The 21,504-nt window shown below is 48.1% G+C and carries 21 protein-coding genes and 1 tRNA gene; 18 read left to right on the forward strand and 4 right to left on the reverse strand.

Annotation, left to right across the window (positions count from 1 at the left end; genetic code table 11):
- The 3 genes from rpsR to mltB all read left to right on the forward strand — a co-directional run bounded on the left by rpsR (position 1) and on the right by mltB (position 1,982).
- A complete protein-coding gene (rpsR, locus tag HMPREF2711_RS08685) occupies positions 1–231 on the forward strand; it encodes a 30S ribosomal protein S18 (RefSeq protein WP_003678863.1) in 231 nt (76 codons plus the stop codon).
- A gap of 16 nt (positions 232–247) precedes the next feature.
- On the forward strand, positions 248–700 hold the full coding sequence (gene rplI / locus HMPREF2711_RS08690) for a 50S ribosomal protein L9 (protein ID WP_003678862.1): 453 nt from the start codon (positions 248–250) through the stop codon (positions 698–700).
- Between the two features lie 202 nt (positions 701–902).
- On the forward strand, positions 903–1,982 hold the full coding sequence (gene mltB / locus HMPREF2711_RS08695; protein ID WP_003745572.1) for a lytic murein transglycosylase B: 1,080 nt from the start codon (positions 903–905) through the stop codon (positions 1,980–1,982).
- Positions 1,983–2,039: 57 nt separating this feature from the next.
- On the opposite strand, the gene HMPREF2711_RS08700 is transcribed toward mltB, so the two are convergent.
- Positions 2,040–2,753, reverse strand: a complete 714-nt coding sequence (locus tag HMPREF2711_RS08700) for an aldose epimerase family protein (protein WP_036493755.1) — start codon at positions 2,751–2,753, stop codon at positions 2,040–2,042.
- Positions 2,754–2,951: 198 nt separating this feature from the next.
- On the opposite strand from HMPREF2711_RS08700, the gene dnaX reads away from it, so the two are divergent.
- Together dnaX and HMPREF2711_RS08710 are read left to right on the forward strand one after the other, a co-directional pair.
- Positions 2,952–4,955, forward strand: a complete 2,004-nt coding sequence (gene dnaX / locus HMPREF2711_RS08705; protein ID WP_070616001.1) for a DNA polymerase III subunit gamma/tau — start codon at positions 2,952–2,954, stop codon at positions 4,953–4,955.
- Between the two features lie 89 nt (positions 4,956–5,044).
- Positions 5,045–5,380 carry a YbaB/EbfC family nucleoid-associated protein gene (locus tag HMPREF2711_RS08710; RefSeq protein WP_003678854.1) on the forward strand — a complete coding sequence of 112 codons (336 nt, stop codon included), beginning with the start codon at positions 5,045–5,047 and terminating at the stop codon, positions 5,378–5,380.
- A gap of 147 nt (positions 5,381–5,527) precedes the next feature.
- Here HMPREF2711_RS08710 and HMPREF2711_RS08715 read toward each other — a convergent pair.
- Both HMPREF2711_RS08715 and HMPREF2711_RS08720 read right to left on the reverse strand, forming a co-directional pair.
- Positions 5,528–5,603 (reverse strand) — tRNA-Asn (locus HMPREF2711_RS08715).
- Between the two features lie 139 nt (positions 5,604–5,742).
- Positions 5,743–6,234, reverse strand: a complete 492-nt coding sequence (locus tag HMPREF2711_RS08720; RefSeq protein ID WP_003745579.1) for a hypothetical protein — start codon at positions 6,232–6,234, stop codon at positions 5,743–5,745.
- Positions 6,235–6,414: 180 nt separating this feature from the next.
- Here HMPREF2711_RS08720 and dapF point away from each other — a divergent pair, with 180 nt between their 5' ends.
- From dapF to HMPREF2711_RS08740, 4 genes are all read left to right on the forward strand, one after another.
- The gene (gene dapF, locus HMPREF2711_RS08725; protein WP_003745582.1) at positions 6,415–7,266 is read left to right on the forward strand and encodes a diaminopimelate epimerase; all 852 of its coding nucleotides are present in this window, start codon (positions 6,415–6,417) and stop codon (positions 7,264–7,266) included.
- Positions 7,263–7,865 (forward strand): hypothetical protein, encoded by a 603-nt coding sequence (locus HMPREF2711_RS08730; RefSeq protein WP_003745583.1) that lies wholly within the window; start codon positions 7,263–7,265, stop codon positions 7,863–7,865. The genes dapF and HMPREF2711_RS08730 overlap by 4 nt, the downstream gene beginning before the upstream one ends.
- Before the next feature lie 106 nt (positions 7,866–7,971).
- Positions 7,972–8,904 (forward strand): cysteine synthase A, encoded by a 933-nt coding sequence (gene cysK, locus HMPREF2711_RS08735; protein ID WP_141745667.1) that lies wholly within the window; start codon positions 7,972–7,974, stop codon positions 8,902–8,904.
- Between the two features lie 145 nt (positions 8,905–9,049).
- Entirely contained in the window at positions 9,050–9,559 is a 510-nt protein-coding gene (locus tag HMPREF2711_RS08740) for a membrane lipoprotein lipid attachment site-containing protein (RefSeq protein WP_003745587.1), read from the forward strand.
- 85 nt (positions 9,560–9,644) lie between these two features.
- Here the strand turns inward: HMPREF2711_RS08740 and HMPREF2711_RS08745 are convergent, their stop codons facing one another.
- Complete coding sequence (locus HMPREF2711_RS08745; RefSeq protein ID WP_003745588.1) at positions 9,645–10,028, reverse strand: YkvA family protein; 384 nt, start codon at positions 10,026–10,028, stop codon at positions 9,645–9,647.
- Between the two features lie 463 nt (positions 10,029–10,491).
- Between HMPREF2711_RS08745 and sdhC the strand changes: the two genes are divergently transcribed.
- The 9 genes from sdhC to lpdA all read left to right on the forward strand — a co-directional run bounded on the left by sdhC (position 10,492) and on the right by lpdA (position 21,468).
- Positions 10,492–10,869: a succinate dehydrogenase, cytochrome b556 subunit gene (sdhC, locus tag HMPREF2711_RS08750; protein ID WP_003745590.1), complete on the forward strand. Its 378-nt coding sequence runs from the start codon at positions 10,492–10,494 to the stop codon at positions 10,867–10,869.
- A complete protein-coding gene (gene sdhD, locus HMPREF2711_RS08755; RefSeq protein WP_003745591.1) occupies positions 10,863–11,204 on the forward strand; it encodes a succinate dehydrogenase, hydrophobic membrane anchor protein in 342 nt (113 codons plus the stop codon). Before sdhC ends, sdhD begins: the two co-directional genes overlap by 7 nt.
- A gap of 2 nt (positions 11,205–11,206) precedes the next feature.
- On the forward strand, positions 11,207–12,970 hold the full coding sequence (gene sdhA, locus HMPREF2711_RS08760; RefSeq protein ID WP_003745594.1) for a succinate dehydrogenase flavoprotein subunit: 1,764 nt from the start codon (positions 11,207–11,209) through the stop codon (positions 12,968–12,970).
- Positions 12,971–13,089: 119 nt separating this feature from the next.
- The gene (locus HMPREF2711_RS08765) at positions 13,090–13,797 is read left to right on the forward strand and encodes a succinate dehydrogenase iron-sulfur subunit (RefSeq protein ID WP_003678833.1); all 708 of its coding nucleotides are present in this window, start codon (positions 13,090–13,092) and stop codon (positions 13,795–13,797) included.
- Positions 13,798–13,800: 3 nt separating this feature from the next.
- A complete protein-coding gene (locus HMPREF2711_RS08770; RefSeq protein ID WP_003678830.1) occupies positions 13,801–14,049 on the forward strand; it encodes an FAD assembly factor SdhE in 249 nt (82 codons plus the stop codon).
- A 122-nt stretch (positions 14,050–14,171) separates the two neighbouring features.
- Positions 14,172–15,455, forward strand: a complete 1,284-nt coding sequence (gene gltA, locus HMPREF2711_RS08775; protein WP_003745599.1) for a citrate synthase — start codon at positions 14,172–14,174, stop codon at positions 15,453–15,455.
- A 210-nt stretch (positions 15,456–15,665) separates the two neighbouring features.
- Positions 15,666–18,494 carry a 2-oxoglutarate dehydrogenase E1 component gene (locus tag HMPREF2711_RS08780; protein ID WP_003745601.1) on the forward strand — a complete coding sequence of 943 codons (2,829 nt, stop codon included), beginning with the start codon at positions 15,666–15,668 and terminating at the stop codon, positions 18,492–18,494.
- A 99-nt stretch (positions 18,495–18,593) separates the two neighbouring features.
- The gene (gene odhB / locus HMPREF2711_RS08785; protein ID WP_002217383.1) at positions 18,594–19,775 is read left to right on the forward strand and encodes a 2-oxoglutarate dehydrogenase complex dihydrolipoyllysine-residue succinyltransferase; all 1,182 of its coding nucleotides are present in this window, start codon (positions 18,594–18,596) and stop codon (positions 19,773–19,775) included.
- A gap of 259 nt (positions 19,776–20,034) precedes the next feature.
- The gene (gene lpdA, locus HMPREF2711_RS08790; protein WP_003745605.1) at positions 20,035–21,468 is read left to right on the forward strand and encodes a dihydrolipoyl dehydrogenase; all 1,434 of its coding nucleotides are present in this window, start codon (positions 20,035–20,037) and stop codon (positions 21,466–21,468) included.
- Positions 21,469–21,504: the final 36 nt, after the last annotated feature.

Raw genomic sequence — 21,504 nt, forward strand, 5'->3', positions numbered from 1 at the left:
ATGGCTCGTCAATCATTCAAACGTAGAAAATTCTGCCGCTTTACGGCTGAAAAAATCCAAGAAGTTGATTACAAACAAGTTGATTTGTTGAAAGACTTCATCTCTGAAAACGGCAAAATCATCCCTGCCCGCATTACTGGTACTAAAGCACACTACCAACGTCAGTTGGCTACTGCTGTGAAACGTGCCCGTTTCCTGGCTCTGTTGCCTTACACCGATCAACACAAATAATTTTGGAGTTTAAATCATGCAAATTATTCTGTTAGAAAAAATCGGCGGTCTGGGTAACTTGGGTGATATCGTTACCGTTAAAAACGGTTACGCACGCAACTTCCTGATCCCTGCCGGTAAAGCAAAACGTGCAACCGAAGCCAACATGAAAGAATTCGAAGCACGCCGCGCTGAATTGGAAGCCAAACAAGCTGAGATCTTGGCTGATGCTAAAGCACGTCAAGAAAAACTGGAAGGCCAAACCATTACTGTTGCTCAAAAAGCCGGTGTTGATGGTCGTCTGTTCGGTTCTGTTACCAATGCTGACATCGCTGAAGCGATTGTTGCTGCCGGTATCCAAGCTGCTAAAGCAAACGTACGTCTGCCTAACGGTCCTTTGAAAGCTGTTGGCGAATACGAAGTTGAAGTGGCTCTGCACACTGACGCTGTTGCTAAAATTACCGTTGCTGTTGTTGCAGCTGCTGAGTAATTGATTCATTCAAGGCCGTCTGAAAATCAAGGGTTTCCTTGAATTTCAGACGGCCTTGTTTATCTGCTTGAGCCGAAGTAAGTAAATATCGATTTGTCTATATTTTTTAAGTCTGTCTAGAAATATAGCGGAAGAGATGATGTATTGGCCGAATGTTCATTCGTGTTCGGGTTTGTCGTATTATTTAGTAAAGAGATTATTTATGAATAAAATCAAAATCTTTGGGATAGGTCTGACTGCTTTGGCTTTAGCTTCATGCGGCACTCCGCAAAAGCCTGCTGTTGATACGGCAAAACCTGTCGAACCTGTTTTCTCTGCAAAACGCCCTGTATTTGATGCAGCGGCTGAATCTGTTGCCAGCAGCGGTTTTAATGAAAACGTCAATGTTCAGCAGTTTATCCAATATGAAGTGAAAAACCGCCGTTTCAGTGCGGAAGAGTTGCGCAATTTCTTTAATGGCGTGGTGTATAAAGGCAACATTATTACCATTATGTACCGTCCAAGCACTTCGCGTCCTTGGTATGAATTCCGCACCGGTAACTCCGGTGCAGCCAAATTTAACGGTGGCAGACAATTCTATGCGGCAAACCGTGCTGTAATCGATGATGTGGCACGCAAATACGGCGTACCTGCCGAATTGATTGTGGCGATTCTCGGTATCGAAACCAATTACGGCAAAAATACGGGCAGCTTCCGCGTTGCCGATGCTTTGAGTACATTGGCCTTTGATTATCCCCGCCGTGCCGAATTTTTCCAAAACGAATTGAGCGAACTTTTGCTGATGGCAAAAGAAGAAAAAGAAAATATCTTTGACTTCAAAGGCAGCTATGCCGGCGCGATGGGTATGCCGCAATTTATGCCTTCCAGCTACCGTAAATGGGCGGTGGACTATGATGGTGACGGGCATCGCGATATTTGGAATAATGTCGGCGATGTGGCGGCTTCTGTCGCCAATTATATGAAACAGCATGGCTGGCAGACTGGCGGTAAGATGGTTGTGCCGGTCAGTCTGACGATTACGCCGCACTTGCAGGCGATTATCGATGAGAAAACTGCTTTGACACGCACTGTCGCAGATTTCAAAGCCTTGGGTGTCGTGCCTCAGGCTGCTGTTGCCGATAATGAAAAAGCTGTATTGTATGCTTTGGAAACCAGTCCGGGTGTATTTGAATACTATTTGGGCCTGAATAACTTCTACACCGTATGGCAATACAACCACAGCCGTATGTATGTAACAGCGGTACGCGATATTGCGAATGCAATCAATAACAATGGCCTGTAAGCCATAAGAAAACCACCCTTCGGGGTGGTTTTTAGATATTGAGGATTTGTAAGGGAGTTAAGCCATCAGTCTGATTTTCATGGCGTAACGTTTTTTACTGTGCCCTGAAACAAATTGTCCGCCTCGGGCAGGGGATAAAAATGCATTGCCTTCTGCGGTTGGCTCTGCACAAGTATATTGGCCGTTTCGATCGCTCCAGAGTGCGTACACAGGCAGATTGTAGGTGCGGATATCCAGTTTCAAGCCGTCAAATGCAACGTGTGCATCTTGGTTGGAGGAAACAAATTCGGTATGGGAGATATAGTCGGCATCGTATGGCGCGCCGTTGAAATCAAATTGTGTACCTGCGGCGGTAAAGTAGGGGTGGAATCCTGGAGAAGTGCGGACGGGCGATTCGCCGTAATTGCAGACGGTCAGGATGGCGATGGCTTCATTTTCGTTAGGCAGGCTGTAATCGAGCAACCATTCGACGTGTTCATAGCCTTTTTCTGTGCTGATTAATTTCAAGCCGATATCTGATTCATTTTGATGGCGGATTTTCCAGTCTGAGGTTCTGCCGAAACCATGTTGGGCCAGATGATTTTTGCTGTCAGGTCCGAATTGGGGTAGGCATACGTGCATGCCGCCGCGTAATTTTGTGTCATCGCCGACTTGAACGCTGGTTTTCGGAAATAAGACTTCCCGTCCTTTTAGAATCAGGGAATCAATATATCCGCCCATTGTGTTGACTTGCATGGTGGCTGATTGGTTGCGTAGTATGATTTCAGACATAATAATTTGAGCTTCAAATTGTTTATCATTTGTGTAGCATTCTAACATTGCAGTAATATGCTGTCGCCGTTGGCTTGATAGAAAATCCTTAATAAAAATCAAAAAAATGCTAGAATATATGCCATTTTCTGAGGCTGTCTGAAAAGCGGAGAATTCTTTTCAGACGGCCTTCCGATTTATTTCCCGTAGAGAAACAACATGGCTTATCAAGTTCTTGCACGAAAATGGCGTCCGAAAACCTTTGCCGATTTGGTCGGCCAGGAACACGTCGTCAAAGCTCTGCGCAACGCGCTGGACGAAGGCCGTCTGCACCATGCGTATCTGCTGACAGGAACGCGCGGTGTGGGTAAGACCACGATTGCCAGGATTTTGGCCAAGAGCTTGAACTGCGAAAATGCCGTGCATGGCGAGCCGTGCGGTCAGTGTGAAAGCTGTACGCAAATCGACAGCGGCCGTTATGTGGATTTATTGGAAATCGACGCGGCATCGAATACCGGTATCGACAATATCCGCGAAGTGTTGGAAAACGCGCAATACGCGCCGACTGCGGGTAAATACAAAGTCTATATCATCGACGAAGTGCATATGCTTTCCAAAAGCGCGTTCAATGCCATGCTGAAGACTTTGGAAGAACCGCCTGAACACGTTAAATTTATTTTGGCGACCACCGATCCGCACAAAGTCCCCATTACCGTATTGAGCCGCTGTCTGCAGTTTGTGTTGCGCAACATGACAACCCAGCAGGTTGCCGAGCATTTGGCACATGTCCTGGATCGTGAAAACGTTCCTTATCAGCCTCAGGCTTTGCAGCTTTTAGGCCGTGCCGCTGCCGGCTCGATGCGCGATGCGTTGAGCCTTTTGGATCAGGCGATTGCCATGGGTTCGGGTAAAGTGGCCGAACAAGATGTCCGCCAAATGATCGGAGCGGTCGATAAACAATACTTGTTTGAATTGCTTGAAGGAATCATCAATCAAAACGGTGAGGTTTTGCTGGAAAAAGCTCAGGAAATGTCCGCCAGAGCGATTGGTTTTGACAGCGCATTGGCAGAATTGGCCATGCTGTTGCAACGTTTGGCTTTGATTCAAACTATTCCTTCCACCTTGGCAAATGACGACCCTGAACGTGAAACTTTGCTGCGATTAAGTCAGGCTTTGAGTGGCGAGCAGATTCAGCTTTATTATCAATGTGCTATTCATGGCAAACAGGATTTGCCGCTGGCTCCGGACGAGTATGCCGGTTTTGTCATGACGCTTTTGCGCATGCTTGCATTTGCGCCGTTGGCCGCTTCGGGTTGCGATACGCAAAGTCAGATTGAACACACGGATTTGCATTCCGACCATCAGAAAGCTGAGGCCGAAAAAAAGCCTTTTCAGCTGCCGAAATCTGAGCTGGTAGCAGCACCGGCGGTTGAGAAAGAGGCTGTTCCGAGCAAACAGGATACCGTTGAAAGGCCGTCTGAAGAAACCGTTCAGCCTGTTCAGCAACAACAGGCGGATGTACCGCCTTGGGAAGACATGCCGAACCAAGTATCGGCTGAGCCGCCTCAAACTCAAACGGTACAGATACAAGAAGCAGCGGAACCATTGCCTGTTGAAAAAGTTCAGACGGCCCCTGAGCCGGAAGCATATCCGCACATGGATGAGGAAATTCCGCCTCCGTATTTTGATGAAGCATATACATATGAAGATTCACACCGTGCTGATGTGATGGAAGTACCGCAGCCGGTTGAGTCTGTTGAGTCTGAAGACGAGGAGGGGGACGAAGAAGAGCTTCAGTTCGCTCCTTTGCCTGAGTTTAAAACAGAGAATTGGCACAGCATTATCGAACGTTTCGCCCGTAAATTAGGCGCGGCGCAGATGTTGGCACAAAATGCGGCATGGACGAGTTATGATGCGGAAGCAGGTTTAATCATGCTGTCGTTGACGGATGAAGCCAAAGCCACTGCCAATAAAGAGCGCCTGGATAAAATCTGCCAGACGTTGAGCGAGGCATACCATCTTGGCAATTTAAGGCTGCAAACCGAGCCTTGGCAGGATGATAAAGGCTGGGAAACGCCGGTGATGCGCCGCAAACGTATTCAAGAAGAAGGGCGGCAGCAGGCGCAAGATTTGCTGGAAGCGGATACAACGGCGCAGAAAATCTTACAAACCTTTGAAGCGCAATGGCTGCCGGATTCTTTAGAGCTGGCAGGACATTCTTAAAATACTGATATACAAGGCCGTCTGAAAGGCAATAGCGTTTTCAGACGGCATGAGTGAAACCCATTTATTCAAACCCATAGGAGTAAAATATGTTCGGAAAAGCCGGATTAGGCGGCCTGATGAAACAGGCTCAACAAATGCAGGAAAACATGAAAAAGGCACAAGCCAAGCTGGCTGAAACCGAAGTAGAAGGCGAAGCAGGCAACGGCTTGGTGAAAGTCGTGATGACCTGTTCCCACGTTGTCCGCAAACTTGAAATCAGCCCTGATTTGATTCAAGAAGCCGCTGACGACAAAGAAATGCTGGAAGATTTGGTATTGGCCGCCATCAATGCCGCTTCTGAAAAAGCCGAAGAAACTACCAACAAAACCATGGGCGCATTCACCCAAGGCCTGCCAGCAGGCATGGGAGATTTCTTCCGTTGATTTAAAATCAATAAAAGGCCGTCTGAAGCCAGATTTGGGTTTCAGACGGCCTTTTTTATTATGAGGATTCAGGGCTTTCTTTGGGGAAGAACAATCGTTCTTTATTGATGTAAAAAAGCCTGAACAGAAGTTCAGGCTTTTAAAATTTGGCTCCCCGACCTGGGCTCGAACCAGGGACCTGCGGATTAACAGTCCGTCGCTCTACCGACTGAGCTATCGGGGAATGGGGCGTATTATAATGGCTGGAAAAAATGTGTCAATCCATATTTTCAAGAAAATGGTGCAGAATATTTCAAATATTTGAATGTTAAAAATATTTTGTAATCAAGTTTCACATACTTTTCAGCCGTTTCAGACGGCCTTTAGTATTTGGCGTTAACCAATTTGCCGTTTTGGAACACTTGCTGCTGCATCACGGTGCCGTTGTAGGCGTAAGTGGTCAGCGAGCCGTTGCTTGGCGTGGCGCGGAACTGCATCAGCTGGTTGCGGCTGAGGACATAGGGGTCCGTGCGTTTTTGGCTGTTGTCGCTGTAAAAGTCTTGGACGACATATTCGTTGTTGCGTTTGCTGATCAGTTGGCGATGGAAGCCGCCTTTGACTGCGCTGTTGCTGGGTGTGCCGTGTGCATCAAAATAGGTCACGATTTGTTCTTCTGAGATACGGATGCCGTCTGAATCTGTGCCTTTGGTGGTTTTGGTTTTGTCCAAGCCGACAGGGATGTTGATGGATGTACCCAGACCGACATGGCGGCCGATGCCGGTGCCGACGCCTAAGCCGACGGAAACACCTGGCGTGCCGACTGTACATGCGCTGAGTGAAGCGGCCAAAAGGGCAGGTAAGAGAACTTTTTTCATAATGTGTATCCTTGTAATAAGAAATGTTTGTAATGTTGGAAGTATAGTATTTTTGCGGGGTGGCTGGTGTTAGTATTGGTAAAAGGGCGCAAGGCCGTCTGAAAAACAAGATAGAAACGGATATATCATTCTGGTGTAGAATGTGCCGGAATAATGATTTAATAAGAATGTGAATGAATAATGAAAACTTTAAAATTTACGAAGATGCACGGCTTGGGCAATGATTTTATGGTGGTCAATGCCATCGAGCAGGATTTTGATCCGTTGGCTGCGCCGCTTGCCCAATGGGCAGACCGCTATCGCGGCGTGGGTTTTGATCAGTTTTTGGTGGTGGAGAAGCCTTCTTCTGATGCGGTCGATTTTCGGTATCGTATTTTCAATGCGGATGGTCGGGAGGTAGAGCAGTGCGGCAATGGTGCACGTTGTTTTGCGCGTTTTGTCGCGGATAAGGGTTTGACGGATAAAACGGAAATTTTGGTCGAAACGGCCAAAGGGATTATTGTGCCGAAGCTGTTGGATAACGGTTTGGTTACCGTCAACATGGGTAAACCGCGTTTCATGCCGTCTGAAATTCCGTTTGTGCCTGCACATGGTGAAACGGAAGATGCGCTGACACATATTGTCTTGGTCGGTTTGGAGTCTGTACCGGTAAGCTGTGTGAATATGGGTAATCCGCATGCGGTAATTTTGGTTGATAATGTTGAAACCGCACCGGTGGATCATTGGGGCAGTGCCATTGAATCGCACGAGCAGTTTCCTGAACGGGTCAATGTCGGTTTTATGCAGATTGAAGATGAGTTGTCCGTCCGGTTGCGTGTGTTTGAGCGCGGGGTGGGGGAAACTCAGGCTTGCGGCACTGGAGCGTGTGCGGCCGTGGTGGCCGGCGTGCGCAATGGCCTGCTGAAAGCGGGTGCGCCTGTGCGTGTTACTCTGCCTGGCGGCGAATTGTTTATCAGTTGGGAAGAAGGTGGCGATGTGCAAATGACCGGCCCTGCTGAAACCGTTTTCGAAGGCGAGTTGCAGTATTCATGATGGTTTCTTTGGATTTTTGGTTTGCCATTGCGTATGCTGCGGTATCGTTGGCGTTTATTTTTCGTGCGCAGCGGTTTCAATGGTTTTGGGCTGCGGTGTTGTTGTGGCTGGGGATTTCGGCACTGGGAGCGCGCCTGTTGCCCGGAATGTGGGGCTTTACGCATACAGGCCCTTTGTTCATCCCTCATTTTTACCTGACCGCCGCCAGTGTTTTTTTCTTTATTGACGATTGCAGTAAAACGGAAGACAGAAAGTTTTGGTCGGCAGGCGAATATGCCGGTTTGACCTTATTTGCCGTTTCCAACGTCGTCATGACTTTGGCCTTTGTTTTCCTGGCTTGCGCGGTTTATTTCATCTTGCCGCTGGCAGGCTCGGTTTTTGCATGGGCGGCCTTGCTGAAAATTTATGCTTTGAAACCCATTTATTGGTTTGCATTGCAGGGCGTCCTGATGCTGGTGTTTTATCTGCACCGCGTGGTTGTTTGCAAGCAGCCTGCCTCTCTTTTCAGTATGCGGCAGATGTGGGCAGGCTGGATGGTTGCCGTCGTGATGCAGGCTGTGGTTGCCGTTGCATTGATTTTTGAGCGCAGTGGATATTGACCGCGCTTGAACCAAAAGTTATAAAGAAAGAAATTTTCGATATTGGTTTTTCAGACGGCCTGAGTTTAATATGCAGGCTGTATTACATCTAAATCAGGAGCAGGAAATGAAAATTGCAAATAATATTACCGAGCTGATCGGCAACACACCTCTGGTGAAACTGAACCGCCTGACCGAAGGTTTAAAAGCGCAAATTGCCGTTAAACTTGAATTCTTTAATCCGGGCAGCAGTGTGAAAGACCGTATTGCTGAATCTATGATTGAAGCGGCCGAGAAAGCCGGTAAAATCAATAAAGATACCGTTATCGTCGAGGCAACCAGCGGTAATACCGGTATCGGTTTGGCCATGGTGTGCGCGGCCCGGGGGTATAAATTGGCCATCACCATGCCTGGAAGCATGAGTAAAGAACGCAAAATGCTGCTGCGTGCGTTCGGTGCAGAATTGATTTTGACCCCAGCTGCCGAAGGCATGGCAGGCGCTATCGCCAAAGCCCAATCTTTAGTGGACGAACATCCGGGCACTTATTTCATGCCGCGCCAATTTGATAACGAGGCCAATCCTGAAGTTCACCGTAAAACCACTGCCGAAGAAATTTGGCGCGATACAGACGGTAAAGTGGATATTTTCGTGGCCGGTGTGGGTACGGGCGGTACGATTACCGGCGTGGGCGAAGTGTTGAAAAAATACAAACCCGAAGTTCAAATCGTGGCCGTCGAGCCTGAAGCTTCCCCAGTATTGAGTGGCGGCGAAAAAGGCCCTCATCCGATTCAAGGTTTGGGTGCAGGCTTTATCCCCAGCGTTTTGAATACGACTGTTTATGACAGCATTTCCAAAGTACCTAACGAGGCAGCGTTTGAAACTGCGCGCGCTATGGCCGAAAAAGAAGGCATTTTGGTGGGTATTTCTTCAGGTGCGGCAGTATGGAGCGCATTGCAACTGGCCAAAAAACCTGAAAACGAAGGCAAGCTGATCGTTGTCTTGTTGCCATCATATGGCGAACGCTATCTTTCTACACCTCTGTTTGCCGATTTGGCATAATATAGGATTGTTGTTAAAAGGCCGTTTTCAGACGGCCTTTTTTGCGTATGGGCTTGAGATATCGTATGAAATCTGTTGTAATTCAGTTAATCTGTTTTGAATACCGTTATTCAAAAGTTGGTTTCTTCAACGAATCATGCTTATAATGCGCATTATGAAAAAATACATTCTTCCTATCCTTGCCGTAGCGGCACTTGCCGGTTGTGAATCGATTTATGTTCCGACTTTGAAAGAAGTGCCAGTTCGACCAACCAATGTCAAAAAGCCTAAGGCTGATTCACAAGTTTCAGCCAGCGGTTATCATTTGGCTCCTTCGCATTGGGCAGATGTTTCCAAGATTCATGATGAAGCACGCCGCTTGAGCACCCAAGTGAGCCAAGGTAACCTGACCAAAGTTCAGGCCGCCCAATATTTGAACCGCTTCCGTATCCAACAAGTGGGACGCAACTCCGTCGATGACAGTATGTACGAAGTTTATCTGCGTTCTGCCGTTGACAGCCAACGTGGTGAGATTACTACCGAGCAATCCAAACAGTACATCCAAGGTGCTTTGCGCGGTTGGCAACAACGCTGGAAAAACATGGATACTAAGCCAAGCAATCCTGCATTTACCAACTTCTTGATGGAAGTTATGGGTATGCAGCCTTTGAAATAAAAAAGTCATAAACCGAGAAGGCCGTCTGAATATTCAGACGGCCTTCTTTTTGCATTTTATATCGGTATTGTTGAACTCTATCTAATCAAGAGCCAAACAGCTTGTCAGCCGCTTGACGGGCTTTTTCTTTGATGTCTTCGGTCAGGTAGTTTTTCATTTGGGAATAAACCAACGCAATGACGGCAATGTCATCACTGAAGCCAAAGGGAATCAGAAGATCGGGAATGCTGTCGATAGGGCTGAGGAAGTAAACCAGTGCGCCGACAATAATCATTTTGGCGTGTTTGGGTGTATGTTCGGATTCCCAGAGATAATAAAGCGCATAAAGCTGGCGGACGACAGGTTTGCCCAAGCGGCCGGCAAAACGTCCAAGTTTTTTCATGAAGCCGGATGTGTCTAAGTTTCGACGGCGGAAGGAGGGGATGTAGTTTTCCGGATCGGGTGTGTTTTGATGAGGGGAGTGTGCCATGATTGAGCTTCCTTTTTAAGGTATGGAAACATGGTTGGTGTTGCGTTGTATTTTAGTCTATTTGGGGGCGGATAAAATGCTTATGAATGTATAACTATGTAATAGTGATACCAATGCTGCAATAGTAATAAGTTAAGAAAGGCATATGCCTTTGTAAAAATGGCGTTTAAGAATGAGAATTTATCTTGCAGTTGATATGATTCTCAAGTCATGATGATGTTATCGTCAGTGTTACGGCGGGCAGGGTGGCTTAATTGCAGGAAAGTCACAAAAAGACCAATCATACAAAAAAAAATTTAGAAATGATTATTTGATTTTATTGGTATTTTGGTAAAAACCATTGGAGTACTCATAAATTACACTGTTCAAAATGAGATAAAACAGGTAAATTATGGTTTATGTAGCTTATTGTAGTCTTGAGCTATAGGTTTTGAGCTGATAATAAATCATAGAGGAACTGACCATGTCCGCCAAATCACGCCCGGTATTTTTGGAAATTCCCAATATCCGATTGCCCATACCGGGGATTGTATCTATTCTTCACCGTATCAGCGGCGTCGGCTTGTTTTTGATGCTGCCTGTTCTTTTATACCTCTTCTCAGGAACATTGGATCGCGAATCGTCGTTTGAAGCATATCGTTCCGTTATTTCTAATCCGTTTGTGAAGTTGATCCTCATCGGTCTGCTGTGGGCGTATCTACATCATCTCTTTGCCGGCATCCGCTTTCTGTTTTTGGATGCGCATAAAGGCTTGGAGCTGAATACCGCGCGCAATACCGCTAAAGCCGTATTTGCTTCTGCATTGGTTTTGACTGTCGTTTTGGGAGCTTTATTATGGTAGATCGTAAATTGACAGGTGCGCATTACGGTTTGCGCGATTGGGCAATGCAGCGTGCAACTGCGGTCATCATGTTGGTGTATACCGTAGTTCTTTTGGTTGTTTTGTTCACGTTGCCTAAAGAATATTCGGCATGGCAGGCATTTTTTGATCAAACTTGGGTGAAAGTGTTTACCCAAGTGAGCTTTTTGGCCGTATTTTTGCATGCGTGGGTAGGTATCCGTGATTTGTGGATGGACTACATTAAGCCTTTCGGCGTGCGTTTGTTTTTACAAGTTGCCACCATCGTTTGGTTGGTAGGCTGCTTGGTGTATTCAGTTAAAGTAATTTGGGGGTAAATATGAGTTTTCCTGTTCGTAAGTTTGATGCCGTGATTGTTGGCGGTGGTGGTGCAGGTTTACGCGCAGCCCTCCAATTGTCTAAATCTGGTTTGAATTGTGCTGTTTTGTCTAAAGTGTTCCCGACTCGTTCTCATACTGTAGCGGCTCAGGGCGGTATTTCTGCTTCATTGGGTAATGTGCAGGAAGACCGTTGGGATTGGCACATGTACGATACCGTGAAAGGTTCCGACTGGCTGGGCGACCAAGATGCGATTGAGTTTATGTGTCGCGCCGCGCCTGAGGCAGTGATTGAATTGGAACACATGGGTATGCCTTTTGACCGCGTAGAAAGCGGTAAAATTTACCAACGTCCTTTCGGCGGCCATACTGCCGAACACGGTAAACGCGCGGTAGAACGTGCTTGCGCGGTTGCCGACCGTACCGGTCATGCGATGTTGCATACGTTGTACCAACAAAACGTCCGTGCCAATACACAATTCTTTGTAGAATGGACGGCGCAAGATTTGATTCGTGATGAAAACGGCGACGTCGTCGGTGTAACCGCCATGGAAATGGAAACCGGCGAAGTTTATATTTTCCACGCTAAAGCCGTAATGTTTGCTACTGGCGGTGGCGGCCGTATTTATGCGTCTTCTACCAATGCCTATATGAATACCGGTGATGGTTTGGGTATTTGTGCCCGTGCAGGTATTCCGTTGGAAGACATGGAATTCTGGCAATTCCATCCGACCGGTGTGGCCGGTGCAGGCGTGTTGATTACCGAAGGTGTGCGCGGTGAAGGTGGTATTTTGTTGAACGCCAACGGCGAACGCTTTATGGAACGTTATGCCCCAACCGTAAAAGACTTGGCTTCCCGTGACGTGGTTTCCCGTGCAATGGCAATGGAAATCTACGAAGGTCGCGGTTGCGGCAAAAACAAAGACCATGTATTGCTGAAAATCGACCATATCGGTGCAGAAAAAATTATGGAAAAACTGCCGGGCATCCGCGAGATTTCCATTCAGTTTGCCGGTATCGACCCGATTAAAGACCCGATTCCTGTCGTGCCGACTACCCACTACATGATGGGCGGTATTCCAACCAATTATCATGGCGAAGTTGTCGTTCCTCAAGGCGACGAATACGAAGTGCCTGTAAAAGGCCTGTATGCTGCAGGTGAGTGCGCCTGTGCTTCCGTACACGGTGCGAACCGCTTGGGTACCAACTCCTTGTTGGACTTGGTGGTATTCGGTAAAGCTGCCGGCGACAGCATGATTAAATTCATCAAAGAGCAAAGCGGTTGGAAACCTCTGCCTGCTAATGCCGGCGAATTGACCCGTCAACGTATCGAGCGTTTGGACAACCAAACCGGCGGTGAAAACGTTGATGCCTTGCGTCGCGAGCTGCAACGTTCTGTTCAGCTGCACGCCGGCGTGTTCCGTACCGATGAGATTCTGAGCAAAGGCGTTCGAGAAATCATGGCGATTGCCGAGCGTGTGAAACGTACTGAAATCAAAGATAAGAGCAAAGTGTGGAATACCGCGCGTATCGAAGCCTTGGAATTGGATAATCTGATTGAAGTAGCGAAAGCGACTTTGGTGTCCGCCGAAGCACGTAAAGAATCGCGCGGCGCGCACGCTTCAGACGACCATCCTGAGCGTGATGACGAAAACTGGATGAAACATACCCTGTATCATTCAGATACCAATACTTTGTCTTACAAACCGGTACATACCAAGCCTTTGAGCGTGGAATACATCAAACCGGCCAAACGCGTTTATTGATGAGTTTTCAGACGGTCTTTATCTTGGAGGCTGTCTGAAACCTAACCATACCCACATTGAACTGCCTGAATCCATAATACAAAATCATTGGGCAGTTTATGAGAAAAGGAACACTTCTCATGGAAAAAATGAGTTTTGAAATTTACCGTTACAACCCGGACGTTGATGCCAAGCCTTATATGCAACGTTACGAGTTGGAATTGGAACCAACCGACGTTAAACTTTTGGACGCTTTGGTGCGCCTGAAAGCACAAGACGATACATTGTCTTTCCGCCGTTCTTGCCGCGAAGGTATTTGCGGTTCTGACGGTATGAACATCAACGGCAAAAACGGCTTGGCATGTCTGACTGATTTGCGCAGCCTGAAACAGCCGGTCAAAATCCGTCCTCTGCCGGGCCTGCCTGTTATCCGCGACCTGATTGTGGACATGACCCAATTCTTCAAACAATATCATTCCATCAAACCTTATGTTGTCAACGACAATCCGATTGATGCGGACAAAGAGCGTTTGCAAACTCAGGAAGAGCGTAAAGAGTTGGACGGTTTGTACGAATGTATTTTGTGTGCCTGCTGCTCGACTGCCTGCCCGTCATTCTGGTGGAATCCTGATAAATTCGTCGGTCCGTCCGGTTTGCTGAATGCTTACCGCTTCATTGCGGACAGCCGCGATACCATTACTAATGAGCGTTTGGATAATTTGAACGACCCATACCGTTTGTTCCGCTGCCACACCATTATGAACTGCGTAGACGTATGTCCTAAACACTTGAATCCGACCCGAGCCATCGGTAAGATTAAAGAGATTATGTTGAAACGAGCCGTTTAAGAAATGATGGTTTTTGACGATATTGCCAAACGGAAAATCCGTTTTCAAACCCGCCGGGGATTATTGGAATTAGATTTAATCTTCGGTAGGTTCATGGAAAAAGAATTCGAGCACCTGAGTGATCAGGAATTGTCCGAATTTTCCGAAATCCTCGAATTTCAAGACCAAGAATTGCTTGCCTTGATTAACGGACATTCGGCGACGGACAAGAAGCACCTGATTCCCATGCTTGAAAAAATCAGACAGGCATGATGTGTTATAGAGCTTGTTTGCGATACCGATCCGAACAAGCTCTTTCCATACGGAGGCCGTCTGAAAAAAGACCGTGCCGCTTAGACGGCAACGAAAGCCCCAACCTACAAAGGAGTTTAAGAATGTCTAAATCAGTCAAGCTCACCACCCCAAATCAAGAGGCTTTGGAGCTGCCAGTATTGGAAGCAAGTATCGGCCATGATGTGGTTGACATCCGTGCGTTGACAAAAAATACAGGTCTGTTTTCATTCGACCCAGGATTCGTATCCACTGCAAGTTGCGAATCCAAAATCACTTATATTGACGGCGATAAAGGTCTGTTGTATTACCGTGGTTATCCTATCGAGCAGCTGGCCGAAAAATCCGATTACTTGGAAGTTTGCTACCTGTTGATCTACGGCGAGCTGCCTACGCCCGAACAGAAAAAAGAATTTGATGCCACAGTCAGCCACCATACTATGGTACATGAACAGTTGACTTGGTTCTTCCGCGGTTTCCGCCGTGATGCGCATCCGATGGCGATGATGGTGGGTGTGGTTGGCGCGTTGTCTGCGTTCTATCAAGACAGCTTGGATATTACCAATCCTGAACACCGCAAAATCGCGATTTACCGCTTAATCTCCAAAATTCCGACCATTGCGGCAATGTGTTACCGTTATTCCAACGGTCTGCCGTTCAATTATCCCAAAAATAACCTTTCCTATGCTGAAAACTTCTTGCACATGATGTTTGCCACACCGTGTGAAGAATACAAACCTAATCCAGTATTGGCCCGCGCACTCGACCGCATCTTTATTTTGCATGCCGATCACGAGCAAAATGCGTCAACTTCAACCGTACGTTTGGCCGGTTCTTCCGGTGCGAACCCGTTTGCCTGTATCGCAGCCGGTATCGCTTGCCTGTGGGGTGCTTCACACGGCGGTGCAAACGAAGCCGTGTTGAAAATGCTGGATGAAATCGGCGATGTTTCGAATGTTGCCGAATACATGGAAGGTGTGAAACAACGCAAATACCGCCTGATGGGCTTCGGTCACCGCGTATACCGCAATATGGACCCGCGCGCCAGCATCATGCGCGAAACCTGCTATGAAGTCTTGAAAGAGTTGGGTTTGGAAGATAGTCCGAAATTCAAGCTGGCGATGGAATTGGAACAAATTGCACTGAAAGACCCATTCTTTGTCGAACGCAAACTGTATCCAAACGTCGATTTCTACTCCGGCATCGTCTTGTCCGCGTTAGGTATTCCGACCGAAATGTTTACCGTTATCTTTGCGTTGTCCCGCAGTGTAGGCTGGATTTCACATTGGCATGAAATGATTAGCGATCCGACACTGAAAATCGGCCGCCCACGTCAACTGTATACCGGTGCGGAACGTCGTGATTATGTTCCGGTGGATAAGCGCTAACAGACAATATATTAATATATTGTTGAAAAGTCGTTTGAAAAAATCGAATTGTTGTTTTCAATGAGGTTGACCCGTAATTAATTAAGTTGATAACAGGTAATTTGATTTAAAATAGGGTAGAATAAAGTGTCATTTCAGACGGCCTGAATTCCGTTCGGAGAACACGGGATTCTACCCTTTGTTTATATTTTAAAGAAAAGAGCTCACGCCATGATGGACGAAAAACTCAATTTCTCTTATCTGTTTGGTTCTAATGCGCCATACATCGAGGAGTTGTATGAAAAGTTTCTGGAAAACCCGGAATCTGTCGATGAAAAATGGAAACAGTACTTTACAGATTTGAGTAAACAGCCGGGCGCAGTCGCTGTCGATGTTGCCCACACACCGATTCGTGAATCATTTGCCACTTTGGCTAAAAAGAAAATTGCATCTGCTGTTGCAGGCGGTGTGGATGAGGCAATGATGAAAAAGCAAGTCAGCGTTTTGCGACTGATTTCTGCCTATCGTATTCAAGGCGTGGGTGCGGCCCAACTTGATCCGCTCAAACGTATTCCCCCTCAAAACATCGAAGCACTCGACCCTAAATTCCACGGTCTGTCTGATGCCGACATGGCGCTTCAATTCAATATGGGCGAGGGCGACTTTTCCGGTCAAGGCAAATTGCCCCTTTCCCAAATCATCAGTAATCTGAAACAAACCTACTGCGGCCACATCGCATTGGAATATATCTATATTCCCAATACTGAAGAGCGTCGTTGGGTGCGCAATTATTTTGAAAGCGTATTGTCCACACCGCATTACAATGCCGATCAAAAACGCCGTATCTTGAAAGAAATGACCGCTGCTGAGACTTTGGAGCGTTATCTGCATACCAAATATGTCGGTCAAAAACGTTTCGGTGTCGAAGGCGGTGAAAGCGCGATTGCCGGTTTGAATTATTTGATTCAAAACGCCGGTAAAGACGGCGTGGAAGAAGTCATCATCGGTATGGCACACCGTGGCCGTCTGAATGTTTTGGTTAACATTTTGGGCAAAAAACCGGCTGATCTGTTCGCTGAGTTTGAAGGCCGTGCCGAAATCAAATTGCCTAGCGGCGACGTGAAATACCATATGGGCTTCAGCTCCGATATCGCCACTCCGCATGGCCCGATGCATGTTTCTTTGGCGTTCAACCCGTCACACTTGGAAATTGTTAACCCGGTAGTGGAAGGTTCTGCGCGCGCCAAACAAAAACGTTTGGGCGAAAACGGCCGCGATAAAGTCTTGCCGGTATTGATTCACGGTGACTCCGCATTTATCGGTTTGGGTGTTAACCAAGCAACATTCAACCTGTCTAAAACACGCGGTTATACCACCGGCGGTACCGTTCACATCGTGATCAACAACCAAATCGGCTTTACTACTTCCGATACCCGCGATACCCGTTCTACCGTACACTGTACCGATATTGCGAAAATGGTTTCCGCTCCGGTTATCCACGTGAACGGCGATGATCCTGAACGTGTTTGCTTTGCCATTCAAGCCGCTTTGGATTACCGCAAAAAATTCCATAAAGACATCGTGATCGACGTTGTCTGCTACCGTAAATGGGGCCACAACGAGGGCGATGATCCGACCCTGACCCAACCGATGATGTACAAAAAAGTATCGCAACACCCTGGTGCGCGTGCTTTGTACACCGAACAACTGATTGCCGAAGGCGTGGTCACCCAAGCTGAGGCTGACGGTTACATCCAAGCCTACCGTGATGCTTTGGACAAAGGCGAACATGTTGAACAAACAACGCTGAGCAACTTCCAACGCACACAAATCGACTGGAGCAAATACCAAGGCAAAGATTGGCGCGAAAAAATCGAAACCGGTTTGCCTGCCGCCGACATCGAGCGTCTTACCGAGAAATTCACCGCTGTACCGGAAGGCTTTGCCCTGCATCCGACAGCAAAACGTGTGATCGAAGCGCGTAAAGCCATGGCATCCGGCAAACAGCCTATTGACTGGGGTATGGCCGAAACCCTCGCATACGCAAGCCTGCTGACCAAAGGTCATGGCGTGCGTATCTCCGGTGAGGACTCCGGCCGCGGTACATTCTCACACCGTCATGCAGTATTGCACGATCAAAAACGCGAAAAATGGGACGACGGTACTTATGTTCCTCTGCGCAACATGGGCGAAGGCTTGGGCGAGTTCTTGGTTATCGACTCTATCTTGAACGAAGAAGCTGTGATGGCGTTCGAGTACGGCTTTGCCTGCTCCGCTCCTGACAAGCTGACCATTTGGGAGGCTCAATTCGGTGACTTCGCCAACGGCGCGCAAGTAACTATCGACCAATTCCTGTCTTCAGGCGAAACCAAATGGGGTCGTTTGTGCGGCCTGACCACCATCCTGCCGCACGGTTACGACGGTCAAGGCCCCGAGCACTCTTCTGCACGCGTAGAACGTTGGTTGCAACTGTGTTCTGAGAATAATATGCAAGTCATCATGCCGTCTGAAGCGTCGCAAATGTTCCACCTCTTGCAACGCCAAGTTTTGGGTTCATACCGCAAACCGTTGGTGATTTTCATGTCCAAACGCCTGTTGCGCTTCAAAGGTGCAATGAGCCCGCTGGAAAACTTTACCGAAGGTTCGACTTTCCGTCCGGTTATCGGCGATACCGCCGAACGCGCAAGCAACGACAGCGTGAAACGCGTAGTCTTGTGTGCCGGTCAGGTTTACTATGACTTGGAAGCTGGCCGTGCCGAGCGTAAACTGGAAGATGATGTTGCTATCGTCCGCGTTGAGCAGCTGTATCCGTTCCCATATGAAGAGGTTAAAGCTGAACTGGCGAAATATCCGAACGCAAAATCTGTGGTTTGGGTGCAAGAAGAGCCGAAAAACCAAGGCGCGTTCTACCAAATCCGCCACCGCATCGAAGGCGTTATCAGCGAAGAGCAAAAACTGTCTTATGCCGGTCGTCCAAGCAGCGCATCGCCTGCAGTGGGCTACTCAAGCAAACACATTGCTCAATTGAAACAATTGGTTGAAGACGCTTTGGCGTTGTAAGCCTAGCGGCATTCCGTTTGAAATTGTTCAGGCGGAATGCCCATATGCAGAATTAAAAACACACAACAGGCCGTCTGAAAGGGCCATTGGAGACACAAAATGATTATTGATGTAAAAGTACCTATGCTGTCTGAAAGCGTATCTGAAGGCACGCTCTTGGAATGGAAGAAAAAAGTTGGCGAAGCAGTTGCCCGTGACGAAATCCTGATCGATATCGAAACTGACAAAGTGGTTTTGGAAGTACCTTCTCCACAAGCTGGTGTATTGGTTGAAATCGTAGCGCAAGACGGTGAAACCGTTGTTGCCGACCAAGTTTTGGCACGCATCGATACAGCTGCCACTGCCGCTGCTGAAGCCCCAGCCGCCGCGCCTGCAGAAGCTGCCCCAGCAGCCGCTCCAGCAGCCGCACAAAACAACGCCGCTATGCCTGCCGCTGCCAAACTGGCTGCCGAGACCGGTGTTGACGTGAACGCATTGCAAGGCTCCGGCCGTGACGGTCGCGTATTGAAAGAAGACGTACAAAATGCCGCTGCCAAACCTGCCGCAGCCGCTGCTCCTGCTGTTGCACTTCCTGCCGGCGCACGTCCTGAAGAACGCGTACCGATGAGCCGCCTGCGTGCCCGTGTTGCAGAACGCCTCTTGGCTTCTCAACAAGAAAACGCCATTCTGACCACATTCAACGAAGTCAACATGAAACCAATCATGGACTTGCGTGCGAAGTACAAAGAAAAATTCGAGAAAGAGCACGGCGTAAAACTGGGCTTTATGTCCTTCTTCGTTAAAGCCGCTGTTGCCGCCCTGAAAAAATATCCGGTTGTGAATGCTTCTGTTGACGGCAAAGACATCGTGTACCACGGCTACTTCGACATCGGTATCGCGATTGGCAGCCCACGCGGTTTGGTTGTACCTATCTTGCGCGATGCCGACCAAATGAGCATTGCCGACATTGAACAAGCAATTGTTGATTATGCGAAAAAAGCCAAAGACGGCAAAATCGCTATCGAAGATTTGACCGGCGGTACATTCAGTATTACCAACGGCGGTACTTTCGGTTCTATGATGTCTACCCCGATCATCAACCCGCCTCAATCTGCGATTTTGGGTATGCACGCTACTAAAGAGCGCGCTGTGGTTGAAAACGGCCAAGTTGTTGTCCGTCCAATGATGTATCTGGCTCTGTCTTACGACCACCGTATCATCGACGGCCGCGAAGCTGTATTGACTTTGGTAGCCATTAAAGACGCATTGGAAGACCCAGCCCGCCTGTTGTTGGATCTGTAATCGTTTCAGACGGCCTTTTATTTATTAATGAAAAGGCCGTCTGAATTTTTATTTAGATGTAGCGTAATGTAGTATCGTGCTACAATAGGCTCAACGAACGATTGAGGCCGTCTGAAACATTTGATTCGAATGAATCGACAGATATGGACTTTCAGACGGCCTTTTCTTAAAACCATCAAAACGCAGTCATTCAAAATAAAAAAGAAACAAAAAGTATCGTTTTTATTTTGAGATACTGCCAAAAGCAAAGGATGACACGATGTCTCAATATGATGTAGTAGTGATTGGTGCAGGCCCGGGCGGATACGTTGCCGCCATCCGTGCCGCGCAACTGGGTTTCAAAACCGCTTGCGTCGATGCAGGCGTCAACAAAGCTGGCGATGCCCCTGCCTTGGGCGGTACTTGCTTGAACGTAGGCTGTATCCCTTCTAAAGCCCTGTTGCAATCCAGCGAACATTTCCACGCAGCGCAACACGAGTTTGCCGAACACGGTATCACTGTCGGCGACGTAAAATTCGACGCGGCCAAAATGATTGAGCGCAAAGATGCCATCGTGACCAAACTGACCGGCGGCGTGAAATTCCTGTTCCAAAAAAACAAAGTAACCAGCCTGTTCGGTACTGCTTCCTTTGCCGGTAAAAATGGCGATGCTTACCAAATCGAAGTCGATAACAAAGGCGAGAAAACCGTTATCGAAGCCAAACACGTCATCGTAGCCACCGGTTCCGTACCGCGTCCGCTGCCACAAGTCGCTATCGACAATGTAAACGTATTGGACAACGAAGGCGCATTGAACCTGACCGAAGTGCCTGCCAAACTCGGCGTGATCGGTTCCGGCGTGATTGGTTTGGAAATGGGTTCCGTATGGAACCGCGTAGGTGCAGAAGTTACCATTCTTGAAGCCGCGCCGACCTTCTTGGCTGCCGCCGACCAACAAATCGCCAAAGAAGCCTTCAAATACTTCACCAAAGAGCAAGGTTTGAACATCGAATTGGGCGTGAAAATCGGCGACATCAAATCTGAAGGCAAAGGCGTTTCCGTTGCTTACGAAACTGCTGCCGGCGAAGCCAAAACCGAAGTATTCGACAAACTGATCGTTGCCATCGGCCGTATTCCAAACACCAAAGGCCTGAACGCAGAAGCCGTCGGCTTGGAAAAAGACGAACGCGGCTTTATCAAAGTGGACGGCGAATGCCGTACCAACCTGCCTAATGTATGGGCAATCGGTGACGTGGTCCGCGGCCCGATGTTGGCACACAAAGCCAGCGACGAAGGCGTAGCCGTTGCAGAGCGCATTGCCGGTCAAAAACCGCATATCGACTTCAACAACGTACCGTTCGTGATTTACACCGACCCTGAAATCGCTTGGGTGGGTAAAACCGAAGAGCAGCTCAAAGCCGAAGGCGTGGAGTACAAAAAAGGTACTTCGGGTTTCGGCGCAAACGGTCGCGCATTGGCCATGGGCAAAGCCAAAGGTACGGTTAAAGTATTGGCAGATGCCAAAACCGACCGTATCTTGGGCGTACATATGATTGGCCCGGTTGTCAGCGAATTGGTTACCGAAGGCGTGACTGCGCTCGAATTCTTCGCCAGCAGCGAAGACATCGCCCGCATTATCCATGCCCACCCAACCTTATCCGAAGTGGTTCACGAAGCTGCCCTGGCGGCCGACAAACGCGCTTTGCACGGTTGATAGACATTAAGGCCGTCTGAAACTTTTCAGACGGCC

Source organism: Neisseria sp. HMSC070A01 (genome assembly GCF_001810165.1).
GTDB lineage: Bacteria > Pseudomonadota > Gammaproteobacteria > Burkholderiales > Neisseriaceae > Neisseria.